Origin of the sequence: Flavobacterium chuncheonense (assembly GCF_042686145.1) — a bacterium.
GTDB lineage: Bacteria > Bacteroidota > Bacteroidia > Flavobacteriales > Flavobacteriaceae > Flavobacterium > Flavobacterium chuncheonense.
In genome coordinates, this window is record NZ_JBHUPC010000006.1 from 158,774 (window position 1) to 170,663 (window position 11,890).

The following is an 11,890-nucleotide window of genomic DNA, read 5'->3' on the forward strand; positions in this document are numbered from 1 at the left end:
TTATAAACCAAATATTAAGAATGAAAAAAGTTATTTTAAGTGTAGCAATGCTTGTATCGATTGCTTCATTTGCGCAAAAAGAAGAGTTAAAAACATTAAAGAAAATTTATGCAAAGAATTCAATTTCTGAAAAGGATTTAGCAGAGTATAAAGAAGCTAGTAATGCGTTATCTGGATTAGCTTCAGAAAAATCAGATGTTGTGTACGCAAAATTTTACAAAGCAATGTATCCTACTGTAGTTTTAGCTTCAAAAGGCGATAAAGCTACCATGCAAGATCAAATGGCATTGTATTCAGCTGATTTTATAAAGCAATATGGAATAGCTATCGATGAAACTATTGCTTTTGAAAAGGAATCAGGAAAAAAAATATACACAGATGAACTGATTCAAGAGAAATTACAGTTCAAACAAGGGTTAGCTAATTTAGCCTATAGTATGAATAAGGCTTCAAAATTTAAGGAGGGATCTTCGTTTTTCTATGCTTTATATTTATTCGATCCCAAAAATGAAGGTCAATCTCTAGAAAATGCTGCTATTATGGCTGTACAGGCTAAAGATTATAAATTGGCTGAAAAGTTATATACAGAATTTGCAGAAAGTGATTATTTGAATAATGGTACAATGTATTTTGCTATTAATAAAGCATCAGGTAATGAAGAGAGTTTTCCAAATAGAGATGCTAGAGTTAAAATGATTGCTTCTGGGGTTTATGAAAAACCTCGTGATGTAAAAATGACAACAAAAAAGCCTGATGTTTATAAAACTTTAGCTATTGTAATTGATCAAAATGGGGATTCAGAAAAAGCTAAATTAGCTTATGATAAAGCATATGAGTTGAATCCAAGTGATCAGGAGATTAAAGATGCTATTTTTAGATTGAATTTCAACTCAGGTTATGATAAATTAAAAGGTGATAGGGCTTTAGTTGATGAGATGAATAATAATTTGAATAATAAAGCAAAATTTGATGAGTTAATGGTTCAAAGAAAGGCAATTTTCAAGAATGCATTACCAGATTTTGAAAAAGCTTATTCTGTTAAGAAAGATGATAATAATACGAAGCAATTACTTAAAATGGCCTACGATATTTTGGATATGAAAGAAAAAGCTAATACTATTAAATAATATAAAAAATCCCGCTTTTCAGCGGGATTTTTTTATATTATCTTTTTTATAACTCTTAATTTATGTGTATGTCTATCAGTCTCCGCATTATAAATTCCCAAATGATCCAGACGGTCTATACGAACTTTTCCTGATGCATGGATAATATGGTTGTTTTCCATCATGATACCAACATGAATAATGTTGCCCTCTTCATTATCAAAAAAAGCTAAATCTCCTGGTTCGCTTTCTTCAATAAAACTCAAGGCTTCACCTTGAGAAGCTTGTTGAGAAGCATCTCTTAGTAATTTGTAGCCATTCAATTTGTAAACCATTTGGGTAAACCCAGAACAATCGATTCCAAATGGAGTCTTTCCTCCCCATAAATACGGAGCATTCAAATACATAAATGCTGTTTTGAGTAGTTCTGATTTTGGTTTTTGCCCGCAAGATTTTAACCCTTCGAAAATAAAACCTTGTGTATTTATTTGGTCATTGTCAAGAAAAGACAACGCACTTCCAATAGGGATTGGTAATAATCCACCAAAACTATCAGAAACGTATTCTATTAAATCACTGTTGTGGATTACTGGGGTAGAGGATAAGTAGTTGTAATGTTCTTCGGAAATCTTACTAAATTGTTTTGTGTCAATCCAACCTATGTAGTTATCGAATGCAATTTCAATTTTAGCCCATTTGTCTGTGGATTCTAAAATTGAAAAATGATCACCAAACAATAGTTGAGATACTTGTTCACTTCTGTCAGAAGGTTCAATTCTTACAGGAACAATGGCTAGATTACAAATTCCGAACATTTATAAAAGGGAATAAAAAATTAGAAACAACTATCTAAATAACTGATAGTTGTTTCTTTTTATTGTAAATAAATATTATGCTTTTTCAATAACAATAGCAGAAGCTCCACCACCACCATTACAGATTGCAGCAGCACCTAATTTTGCATTGTTTTGCTCTAAAACATTGATAAGAGTTACGATGATTCTTGCTCCAGAACATCCTAGAGGGTGTCCTAAAGATACCGCACCACCATTAACGTTTACTTTGTTGTTATCTAATCCTAATATTTTTGCATTTGCTAATCCTACTACAGAGAAAGCTTCGTTAAATTCAAAATATTCAATATCAGAAATAGCTAAACCAGCTTTATCTAAAGCTTTTGGAAGAGCTTTTGCAGGTGCAGTGGTAAACCATTTTGGTTCTTGAGCCGCATCAGCGTATGATTTTATGTAAGCAAGTGGTTTTAATCCTAATGCATTTGCTTTTTCTTCACTCATTAAAATTAATGCAGCAGCACCATCGTTAATAGTAGATGCGTTTGCAGCAGTAACAGTACCCTCTTTTGTGAATACAGCCGCTAGAGCAGGAATTTTGTCTAATTTTACATTAGTATATTCCTCATCTTTAGAAACTACAATTGCATCACCACGTCTTTGTGGAACTTCAACAGGTACAATTTCTGAATCGAATTTACCAGAATCCCATGCAGCAGCAGATCTTGTATATGATTGAATTGCGAAATTATCTTGCTCTTCTCTTGAAATATTATGTTCTGTAGCGCATAAGTCAGCACAAACACCCATTGCATTGTTGTCATAAGCATCTGTTAGACCATCTTTTTGCATACCATCTACTAATGAAGTTGGGCCAAATTTTACCCCATTTCTCATGTGTACATAGTGTGGAATCAAACTCATGTTTTCCATTCCTCCAGCTACAACAACATCAGCATCACCTGCCATAATAGCTTGTGCACCTTGCATTACAGCTTTCATACCACTAGCACATACTTTATTTATAGTTGTACAAGGTACAGTATCCGGAATACCAGCAAAAATAGCAGCTTGTCTAGCCGGAGCTTGTCCGTTACCAGCTTGAACAACATTACCCATTAAAACTTCATCAACTTCAGTTGGGTTTAAATTAATTTTATTTAAAGCACCTTTAATAGCTGCAGCTCCTAATTTTGTAGCAGGAACACTAGATAAAGCACCCATGAAACTTCCGATAGGCGTTCTAACAGCCGATACTATAACAACTTTTTTATTCATGATTTTTGATATTTTATTTTGGTAATGCGAATTTACTATATTTTCTTGATACTACTATAGTAAATTAAAATTTATAGGGATAAATTGGTTTGAGACTTTAGGAAATTGGGGTAATGTATGGGATTTACGTTTTTTTTTTAAAAACATTCCAATTCCTATATGGTTGAATAATAGAAGATTCAAAAAAAAAACAAATGAAAGGTTAAAAAAAGACTAGAAAAAGTTGTGTATTTTGAAATGAAGGTATACATTTGCAACCGCAAAAAGGGAATAAGTTCTTTGTAAGATTATAACAAAAAAGGAGAGGTGCCGGAGTGGTAACGGAGCAGATTGCTAATCTGTCATCGGGTAACCGATGCCAGGGTTCGAATCCCTGTCTCTCCGCTTTTTTGTCCTCGGGGTGTAGCGTAGCCCGGTTATCGCGCCTGCTTTGGGAGCAGGAGGCCGCAGGTTCGAATCCTGCCACCCCGACAAAAAATGTTATATTGGTTGCGTAGCTCAGCTGGATAGAGCAACTCACTTCTAATGAGTAGGTCCCAGGTTCGAATCCTGGCGCGATCACACAGAAACCACTGTGAATACGGTGGTTTTTTTGTTTCTAAATGTTTAGAAAAAGTTGTGTATCTTGAAATGAAGGTATACATTTGCAACCGTAAAAAGGGAATAAGTTCTTTGTAAGATTATAGCAAAAAAGGAGAGGTGCCGGAGTGGTAACGGAGCAGATTGCTAATCTGTCATCGGGTAACCGATGCCAGGGTTCGAATCCCTGTCTCTCCGCTTTTTTGTCCTCGGGGTGTAGCGTAGCCCGGTTATCGCGCCTGCTTTGGGAGCAGGAGGCCGCAGGTTCGAATCCTGCCACCCCGACAAAAATGTTATATTGGTTGCGTAGCTCAGCTGGATAGAGCAACTCACTTCTAATGAGTAGGTCCCAGGTTCGAATCCTGGCGCGATCACAAAAAAACCACTGTATTTACAGTGGTTTTTTTGTTTTTATACTTTTGTTTTCTGATTATTCATCTAAAACATCTACAATTTCATACATGTTTTTTCCGTCTACTTGAATGGGTTGGTAGTATGTACTGCCAAATTGAACATAGGTTTGGTCGCCTATTTTTACTTCTTCACCACCTTCAGGTAAATCAGGAACTATTGTTCCAGCTGTAGCAGGTACTACTATGTAACCATCAGCATTTTTTTCGTAGAAAGCTCCTCCGTAATAGTAGTTATTTGTGTTATTTACTGTGACTTCTTGAGCTTCATTAGGTATGGATGGAACTTGAGCTCCTATTGGAGCTTGAACTGCCACAAAACCATCTTCGGTTTTTAAATAGTAAGTTCCATTATCATAGTGATATTCTTCGTTATCATTGTTAGAATCATTAACTATGCTAACAATGATAGCAGTTGTAGCTAGTCGTGTTACAAAATATCCCCATGGATGCCAATGAGGTCCCCAATAATAGGGACGATATGGGTGGTAAAAATAAGGACGATGACAATAATAGCGATGGCCACCGTAGATATGTGGTGGTCTTCTATAATGTGAATGACTATGTCTTACTTGTGTATGTCTATTGTTGTAATTACGACTATTATTAATGTTAATATTAACATTATTGTGGCTATTGTTAATATTTGGTTTGCGATTTACATTTTTAACATTAGATGTTGGTCTTTTATTATTTGTAATCGGTTGTTTATTGTTTTTAGAAACTGTGCGATTTGGAGTTTTTGTAGTAATGCTGCGATTAACGGGTTTATTTGTACTTTGAAAACCACCCCTATTGGTAGCTTTTTGATGACCACCATTTATACTACCACCACGGTTAATATTTGTGGGTCTTGTTCTTGCTGTGTTGTTTCTTGGTGGATTAGTAGGTCGTGTAGGTTTATGAGCCATAGAAGGATTACCACCTCTGGATGCTTTATGACCTAAACGTTGTGCTTGTAACATTTCTGTAGAACAGAAATATACTAATGTGATTAGTAAGATATATGACTTTATGTTTTTTATAATTGCTATCATAATGAAGTGTTTTAAAGTTTACTATTGGCTAGAATACTAATTAAACTTGCATTTGGAGGGGCAGTAAAATCATATATGGATTCTGGAATATTTGGATTTAAAACCCAATTGGTAAAGGTTGATTCAAATTGTATATTATTTTGATTTTTATATACAATTACAATTCGTTTAGGTAGCATAGTAGAAGTATTCGAAATCCACAATTGAATACTTTTTTCTTTATTTGATGCCGTAATGTAAAAACAACTTTCATTTTCAATATTACGCTTTCCTTCATAGGATATTTTATCAAATTCTTCTATTATGTCATCGGTAAATGAAGGGTAGAAAAAATCAGCTGCAGGAAATTTAAAGTCAAAAACAGTATGCATACTATCAATCATCGTCAAGATGGTTTCCGGAGCATCTAGTGTTACGTAATTATTTTCGTCATATGAATAGTATGACACATATTCTCCGTCGTACCAATAGCTAAAATTGCCATTATCACTTTTGGTAATTGAAGTTAATTTATTTGGTCCAGTCATGTTTATTTCGCTGGAGCCATAGTAGGTTGTAATTTCTCCCTTTTCAGTAAGGGCATCGGTTGCAGTGCTTATGTTAAAGGATACTGATTCTAAGCTACCAATAACATTGGACATTTTATCCATGAGGTAAACTGCAGTGGAATCTATGGATTTGCTATCCTGCGCTTGTCCTAAGAACACAATTAGTACACTACATAGTGATAATAGTTTTTTCATAGTTAACTTGATTAAGGAAATTGAAATACTAATCTTTATTCCTCATAAAGTTAACTAAATATTTTTAAAAATTTACTTATTAATTAAATATCAGTATGTTGAATTATTCAATGCATTTCAAATGTTCCATAAAAATGGTGCTAGGGTAGTGGGTTGTATTTAAAGCTTCAGAATTAATTTCTTTTTTTAAAGAATAATCTTTGTTTTCTCCTACAAACTGAATACGCATTAAACTGATTGGAGATTTTTTCAATTGGTCATAATTGTTTCGGGTAAAAACAAAATACCCACTTAAAACTCTGATATTACTTTTTTCGATTTCGTCATAACCTAGAGAAGAGCAAACCTCTTTATTTGTGCTAAGAAGTGTAACTATTTTTCCATTTTCCAATTGAAAAATAATTTTTGATTTACTATCCAAACATAGAGCTGGGATAAAAAGAGAACTTTTTTGTAAAACTTGAACTCCAATTGTCGGAACGCCATTATTGTTTAAAAGTGTAAATTGTACCAAATCTTTAGAATTTCCAAAAACACGTTCGTAAACTAATTTTTCGGGTAATACTTTTATAGCAGTTGAATCAGTTTTTTCTTCAAAAAAGTATTCACAATCTTTTTTTTGAGAATAGCTTAAAATTGAGAAAAGAGAAAATAGGTATACGATTAGTTTCATGGGGTTGTTTTTTTGCAAAGTAGTACAATTTTATTGTTTTGAATATCGGTTGTAAAGAAAGCAAAAATTGTACCGCCATCTTTTATTTTGAATTTCTTTTTAATCTCATCAACTTTTAAAGGGAAATTCCGAGTAGAAATATTCATTTTTTGATTGATAATATGTTTTTTTAAATCATTTTTTTGAAAAGGAATACATTCCATTATTTCAAAAGATCGTCCAGGAAAAGCAATCAATTCATTACTGGTGTATAGATGAGAATGTTGGTGCAACTTGGCTATATTGTATTTTTCAGATACATATGAAAATTCACCCGATTTCATCAAAGCAGCATTGGGTTCGTATAAATATTTTTGAACAGTTGAAAAACTAGATTTATAATCTTTTTTAAACACCGCAGAGTCTTCTGTAATACTTTCCTTTTCGATATTTATACTATTGATGTAAACCTCGCCGCTATAATTTGCTTCAATCTCCCATAAAAGTTCTTTTACTTCATTCTCTAAGGCAATGATATGAATTTTTTTTACAAATTGGAGTTCATTTAATCCCGATTGAATATCAAGTATCGGTGCGGTTTTAATTAAAATGTTTTCGGAATATTTGAAATAAAAGGATAGTAATTGCGGAACATTTGGTTCGCAATCGTTTAATAAAAAAACTTTTCCTTTTTTATCATGACGTCTTGATGGGTCAACATATATCCAATCAAACTTACGGTTTAACGTTTTTAGTATCTCTGTACTTTCGCCAGAAAAACATTTAATATTTGAAACACTTAATATATTAAAGTTGTGTTGTACAATTTCAGAAAGATTATTATTGATCTCACAATGAGCGACTTCCTTAAAATGTTTAGCAAAATAATAATCATCAATTCCAAAGCCTCCTGATAAATCGATTAAAGATTCTCCTTTTATTAACGAGGCTTTATATTGAGCTGTTTTTTCTGAAGAAGTTTGTTCAATGGATATTTTTTCAGGAAAAATGATATTTTGCGCTCCAAACCATGTAGGTAATTTTAGTTTTGCCTTTTGTTTTGCAGCAATTTGATTTAATAAAACGCTATAGTCTAACTCTGGAAATGGATTTTTCTTAAACGCAAGTTCAGTAATATTGGTTTCAATATTCTGATTGATAAAATTTTGAATTTCGACTTGAAGTAGTTGGTTTAACATTAACAGAAGATGAATTTATTAAAACTTCAAAAATCCAAAAAGGTTACATTTTTATGCTTTTAAAGTTAAGTGCTAAAATAAAAAAAACTCGCCTTTTATAGCGAGTTTTAAAAGTAAAATTAAATTAACTAAACTAACAAAATGTTATTGTGCAAATGAACTTCTAGGTCCTCCAGGAGCAAATGTAGCTAACATTCTGTCTTTTTGTCCGTTAGAAAACATGTACATGCAAGCGTCATCTGTATAATCCATATAGTTCATTGTCATTTCAATAGGTGAACCTGAACAAGTTGAATAATGTGGATACGATGGACAACCATAGTTTGCAGTATTGTGTGAAGGTGTATCATTTACTTGGTCATTACCGCAAGTAGTATCACCCCAAATGTGTCTTAAGTTCAACCAGTGTCCTACTTCGTGAGTTGCTGTTCTACCTTTGTTGAAAGGATAAGTAGCAGTACCAGTAGTTCCAAAATATCTTGAGTCAATTACAACTCCATCTGTTGAAGGAGAACCTCCAGGGAATTGTGCATAACCTAAAATTCCTCCACCAATAGTACAAACCCATAAGTTCAACTTTGTGTCTGGTGAAGTAGCATCAATACCACCTCTCTTAGCGTTTTTCATAGTATCACGAGTACCCCAAGATGTTTTTCGTGTAGATTTTCTATTTACAGTCTCCAATACAAATGAAATTCCAACATTAGCTTTTGCACCCGAAAAAGTTGTAGGAACTTGATTGAAATCTGTGTTTTGTCCATTGAAATCTTGGTTTAAAACATCAATTTGAGATTGAATTTGAGCTAAAGAAATGTTTTCTGCAGATGAGCTATACAGCACATTAACAACTACAGGAATTTCAATTTGACCATTTACTAAACGACCTGCTTTTAATGCCATTTCGGTAAAATTTTCAATGTCAGTCATACGTTGAGCCAAACCTGGATCTTGACGCATTTGTTCTTGTAAAACATCATCTGAGGCACATTGACGTTCTGTTACCATTACAGCATTTGCATCTTCAACAGGGTTAGTTTCTTCGTTGTTACAAGAAACCATCATAGCGATTAAAGCTACGGATAATAAAATTTTTCTCATAATTTGATTAATAAATGTTAATTAATAGGTTAAAATTGTATTAAAATCTAAGCAATATTAACGCATTAAATTTATTAAACAAAAAAAAATCACATTTTTTTTGAAATATGTTAAATAATTGAAGTTATTCTATGCAAAATTATAGCTGCAGCTTGTACAACATTCATGCTACTATTCTTGCCATACATAGGGATATGTGTACATTGATTTGCAATTTGTAGTAAATCAGAAGAAATCCCATAAATTTCGCTTCCAAGTATTAAAGCGATTGGCTGATTGGTGATTTTTAACTGTTCAACTGGAATGCTATCATCGGTTATTTCAAGTGCAATAACTTGATAATTTCCATTTTTAATGATATTAATTAGTTCATTTTTATCCTTAAGAACTTCATAAGGAACAGTTTTATGAGTATTTCGAGATGTTTTATTAACTTTTCGATCCGATAAAATGAAATGTTCTCCTGTAAAATATATTTTTTCAACCCCGAAAGCGTCACAAATTCTGAAAATACTACCTATATTTTGTTGAAAGTAAATTTCATCACAAATAACTGTTATTGGAAAAGTTTTAGTTTCAAATTCTGTGTTTTCGTGAATTAATTGGGTTGACATATTTTTAGTTGTTAAAAGCGTAAAATAATATGTTAGCACCCATTTTTAAAGCTTTTTCTCTTATAGATATGGGGTCGTTATGCACTTCTTTATCTTCCCAACCATCGCCTAAATCGGATTCAAAAGTATAAAGTAAAACTAAACGGTTTTCAACGAAAATACCAAATGCTTGAGGTTTTTTGTTTTCGTGTTCGTGAATTTTTGGTAATCCATTTGGGAAATTATACGGTGCCTTAAAAATGTTATGATTTGAAGGGATTTCTTGTAGCACTTCATTAGGGAAAATTTTTTTAATTTCCTTACGAATGTATTCATCCATACCGTAATTATCATCGATATGTAAAAAACCGCCAGAAAGTAAATAATTGTGTAGATTTTCAATTTCAGATGGTGAAAAAACAACGTTTCCGTGTCCTGTCATGTGGATGAAAGGATAATCAAAAAGTGTACTGCTGCCGGCTTCAATACTATTTACTTTGGTATTAATCTTAGTATTGATATTCTGATTACAAAATTTTACTAAGTTGGGCAATGAAGTAGGATTAGCATACCAATCACCTCCGCCGTTGTATTTCAGTACGGCTACTTCTTGTGCGAATAAAAAACTGAAACAAAAAATCAATAGTAAACAAAAACTCTTTTTCATAATATTATTCGTTTGTTAAAGCAGCAGTATGACAGGCAACAAGGGCTGCAGTTTCGGTACGTAAGCGAGTGTTTCCTAATGTTACTGGAGTGAAACCATACGCTATAGCGTTGTTGATTTCATTTGTAGAAAAATCACCTTCCGGACCTATTAAAATTAGTGAATTTTCGTTTTGCGAAATTGTTTTTTTGAATGATTTTTTATCACTTTCTTCGCAATGTGCAATGTACTTTTTAGCTTCAAAATTTTGTTTTATAAATTCTGAAAAAGTTATGGGGTTATTTATTTTAGGTAAATACAATTGTAAGGACTGCTTCATAGCCGCTTGAACTATTTTTTCAGCTCTGTCAATTTTATAAATTTTTCGTTCCGAATGCTCACATATTATAGGTGTGATTTCGTGCAAGCCAATCTCGGTTGCTTTTTCCAAAAACCACTCCAATCGATCGTTCATTTTTGTTGGAGCAACAGCAATATGAATTCTGTAATTTACAGGTTCTTCAAATGTTTCAGTTATAATTTTAACTTCACATTTTTTTTCGGATGCCGAAATAATTTCTGAAGTAAATAAAAAACCTAAGCCATTTGTTAGATGTATCTTGTCTCCATTTTGTTTACGTAAAACTTTAACGATATGTCTACTTTCTTCTTTGTCAAAAGTGAATACTTTATCGCTACTTTTTATTTCAGAGTTATAGAATAATTGCATGGGCTTAAAATTCAATTCGTGCTTTTGAAACAACGTCTGTGTTACTTGTTTTATTTTCTAATAAGCTGTGATAACCAACTATCCCAATCATGGCTGCATTATCAGTAGTGTATTCAAATTTTGGAATATACGTTTGCCAACCGTATTTTTTTTCAGCTTCTTTCAAAGTGTTTCGTATACCTGAATTTGCAGAAACTCCACCACCAATAGCAATTTGTTTAATGCCAGTTTCTTTGACAGCTAATTTTAATTTATCCATCAGAATATTGATAATGGTATGTTGAATGGAAGCACAAATATCGGCTAGGTTTTCTTCAATAAAGTTTGGATTTGTTTGTGTTTGCTTTTGGATAAAATACAAAATCTGAGTTTTTAAACCACTAAAGCTAAAATTTAGGCCATCAACTTTAGGCTTGGTAAAAGGAAAGGCTTTTGGGTTTCCATCTTTTGCATATTTGTCAATTAAAGGACCTCCAGGGTAGGGAAGGCCTAAAATTTTTGCTGATTTATCAAAAGCTTCACCTACAGCGTCATCGGTAGTTTCCCCTATGATTTTCATTTCAAAAAAACTATCTACTTGTATGATTTGAGTGTGTCCACCACTTATGGTCATAGCTAAAAATGGAAAGGTAGGTTTTGAATATCCTTCTTCATCTATAAAATGTGCCAAAATATGTCCTTTCATATGATTTACAGCTATCAATGGAATGTCTAAGGCCATACTTAGTGATTTTGCAAATGACCCTCCCACCAAGAGAGAACCCATCAAGCCTGGACCTTGAGTAAACGCAATGCAAGACAAATCATTTTTTGTAATTCCGGCTTTTTTTAGTGCAACGTCTACAACGGGTACAATATTCTGTTGATGCGCTCTTGATGCAAGTTCGGGCACAACCCCTCCATATTGTTCGTGAATTTCTTGACGAGCTACTACATTTGATAGTACTTTATCGTTTAAAAGAACTGCTGCCGATGTGTCGTCACATGAACTTTCAATTGCTAGAGTGTATATATTTTTTGAATTCATA

The 11,890-nt window shown here is 32.9% G+C and carries 12 protein-coding genes and 6 tRNA genes; 7 read left to right on the forward strand and 11 right to left on the reverse strand.

The features are described 5' to 3' along the window. The first annotated feature begins 20 nt into the window (after positions 1-20). Positions 21-1,127, forward strand: a complete 1,107-nt coding sequence (locus ACFS5J_RS00950) for a hypothetical protein (RefSeq protein ID WP_379810045.1) — start codon at positions 21-23, stop codon at positions 1,125-1,127. Between the two features lie 32 nt (positions 1,128-1,159). Here ACFS5J_RS00950 and ACFS5J_RS00955 read toward each other — a convergent pair whose 3' ends face one another. Beyond that, on the reverse strand, positions 1,160-1,921 hold the full coding sequence (locus tag ACFS5J_RS00955; protein ID WP_379810046.1) for a C40 family peptidase: 762 nt from the start codon (positions 1,919-1,921) through the stop codon (positions 1,160-1,162). A 75-nt stretch (positions 1,922-1,996) separates the two neighbouring features. Continuing rightward, positions 1,997-3,175 (reverse strand): acetyl-CoA C-acyltransferase, encoded by a 1,179-nt coding sequence (locus ACFS5J_RS00960; RefSeq protein WP_379810047.1) that lies wholly within the window; start codon positions 3,173-3,175, stop codon positions 1,997-1,999. Between the two features lie 300 nt (positions 3,176-3,475). Here ACFS5J_RS00960 and ACFS5J_RS00965 point away from each other — a divergent pair. From ACFS5J_RS00965 to ACFS5J_RS00990, 6 genes are all read left to right on the forward strand, one after another. Continuing rightward, positions 3,476-3,559: transfer RNA gene (locus ACFS5J_RS00965), tRNA-Ser, on the forward strand. A 12-nt stretch (positions 3,560-3,571) separates the two neighbouring features. Further along, a tRNA-Pro gene (locus ACFS5J_RS00970) sits at positions 3,572-3,646 on the forward strand. A 16-nt stretch (positions 3,647-3,662) separates the two neighbouring features. Next, positions 3,663-3,736, forward strand: a tRNA-Arg gene (locus tag ACFS5J_RS00975). Positions 3,737-3,868: 132 nt separating this feature from the next. Continuing rightward, positions 3,869-3,952 (forward strand) — tRNA-Ser (locus ACFS5J_RS00980). Positions 3,953-3,964: 12 nt separating this feature from the next. Continuing rightward, positions 3,965-4,039 (forward strand) — tRNA-Pro (locus tag ACFS5J_RS00985). 15 nt (positions 4,040-4,054) lie between these two features. Next, positions 4,055-4,128: transfer RNA gene (locus tag ACFS5J_RS00990), tRNA-Arg, on the forward strand. A gap of 56 nt (positions 4,129-4,184) precedes the next feature. On the opposite strand, the gene ACFS5J_RS00995 is transcribed toward ACFS5J_RS00990, so the two are convergent. The 9 genes from ACFS5J_RS00995 to tsaD all read right to left on the reverse strand — a co-directional run bounded on the left by ACFS5J_RS00995 (position 4,185) and on the right by tsaD (position 11,889). Then, positions 4,185-5,201, reverse strand: coding sequence for a DUF6515 family protein (locus ACFS5J_RS00995; protein WP_379810049.1), 1,017 nt, complete (start codon positions 5,199-5,201; stop codon positions 4,185-4,187). A gap of 11 nt (positions 5,202-5,212) precedes the next feature. Then, positions 5,213-5,944, reverse strand: coding sequence for a DUF2092 domain-containing protein (locus tag ACFS5J_RS01000; RefSeq protein ID WP_379810050.1), 732 nt, complete (start codon positions 5,942-5,944; stop codon positions 5,213-5,215). 103 nt (positions 5,945-6,047) lie between these two features. After that, positions 6,048-6,617 carry a hypothetical protein gene (locus ACFS5J_RS01005; protein ID WP_379810051.1) on the reverse strand — a complete coding sequence of 190 codons (570 nt, stop codon included), beginning with the start codon at positions 6,615-6,617 and terminating at the stop codon, positions 6,048-6,050. Beyond that, entirely contained in the window at positions 6,614-7,795 is a 1,182-nt protein-coding gene (locus tag ACFS5J_RS01010; RefSeq protein WP_379810052.1) for a THUMP-like domain-containing protein, read from the reverse strand. The genes ACFS5J_RS01005 and ACFS5J_RS01010 overlap by 4 nt, the downstream gene beginning before the upstream one ends. A 144-nt stretch (positions 7,796-7,939) precedes the next feature. Further along, complete coding sequence (locus ACFS5J_RS01015) at positions 7,940-8,893, reverse strand: zinc metalloprotease (RefSeq protein ID WP_379810054.1); 954 nt, start codon at positions 8,891-8,893, stop codon at positions 7,940-7,942. Positions 8,894-9,003: 110 nt separating this feature from the next. Continuing rightward, complete coding sequence (locus ACFS5J_RS01020) at positions 9,004-9,507, reverse strand: TrmH family RNA methyltransferase (protein WP_379810055.1); 504 nt, start codon at positions 9,505-9,507, stop codon at positions 9,004-9,006. A gap of 4 nt (positions 9,508-9,511) precedes the next feature. Beyond that, complete coding sequence (locus tag ACFS5J_RS01025) at positions 9,512-10,153, reverse strand: DUF4159 domain-containing protein (protein WP_379810056.1); 642 nt, start codon at positions 10,151-10,153, stop codon at positions 9,512-9,514. A 4-nt stretch (positions 10,154-10,157) separates the two neighbouring features. Further along, positions 10,158-10,862: a 16S rRNA (uracil(1498)-N(3))-methyltransferase gene (locus ACFS5J_RS01030; RefSeq protein ID WP_379810057.1), complete on the reverse strand. Its 705-nt coding sequence runs from the start codon at positions 10,860-10,862 to the stop codon at positions 10,158-10,160. Between the two features lie 4 nt (positions 10,863-10,866). Next, a complete protein-coding gene (tsaD, locus tag ACFS5J_RS01035) occupies positions 10,867-11,889 on the reverse strand; it encodes a tRNA (adenosine(37)-N6)-threonylcarbamoyltransferase complex transferase subunit TsaD (RefSeq protein ID WP_379810059.1) in 1,023 nt (340 codons plus the stop codon). Between the last annotated feature and the right edge of the window lies 1 nt (position 11,890).

Bases quoted from the DNA above. Each gene is read 5' to 3' on its own strand.
- ACFS5J_RS00950 (WP_379810045.1), top strand. From the start codon at position 21: ATGAAAAAAGTTATTTTAAGTGTAGCAATGCTTGTATCGATTGCTTCA.
- ACFS5J_RS01005 (WP_379810051.1), bottom strand. From the start codon at position 6,617: ATGAAACTAATCGTATACCTATTTTCTCTTTTCTCAATTTTAAGCTAT.
- ACFS5J_RS01030 (WP_379810057.1), bottom strand. From the start codon at position 10,862: ATGCAATTATTCTATAACTCTGAAATAAAAAGTAGCGATAAAGTATTC.
- ACFS5J_RS01010 (WP_379810052.1), bottom strand. From the start codon at position 7,795: ATGTTAAACCAACTACTTCAAGTCGAAATTCAAAATTTTATCAATCAG.
- ACFS5J_RS01020 (WP_379810055.1), bottom strand. From the start codon at position 9,507: ATGTCAACCCAATTAATTCACGAAAACACAGAATTTGAAACTAAAACT.
- ACFS5J_RS01015 (WP_379810054.1), bottom strand. From the start codon at position 8,893: ATGAGAAAAATTTTATTATCCGTAGCTTTAATCGCTATGATGGTTTCT.
- ACFS5J_RS00960 (WP_379810047.1), bottom strand. From the start codon at position 3,175: ATGAATAAAAAAGTTGTTATAGTATCGGCTGTTAGAACGCCTATCGGA.
- ACFS5J_RS00995 (WP_379810049.1), bottom strand. From the start codon at position 5,201: ATGATAGCAATTATAAAAAACATAAAGTCATATATCTTACTAATCACA.
- ACFS5J_RS00955 (WP_379810046.1), bottom strand. From the start codon at position 1,921: ATGTTCGGAATTTGTAATCTAGCCATTGTTCCTGTAAGAATTGAACCT.
- ACFS5J_RS01000 (WP_379810050.1), bottom strand. From the start codon at position 5,944: ATGAAAAAACTATTATCACTATGTAGTGTACTAATTGTGTTCTTAGGA.
- tsaD (WP_379810059.1), bottom strand. From the start codon at position 11,889: ATGAATTCAAAAAATATATACACTCTAGCAATTGAAAGTTCATGTGAC.
- ACFS5J_RS01025 (WP_379810056.1), bottom strand. From the start codon at position 10,153: ATGAAAAAGAGTTTTTGTTTACTATTGATTTTTTGTTTCAGTTTTTTA.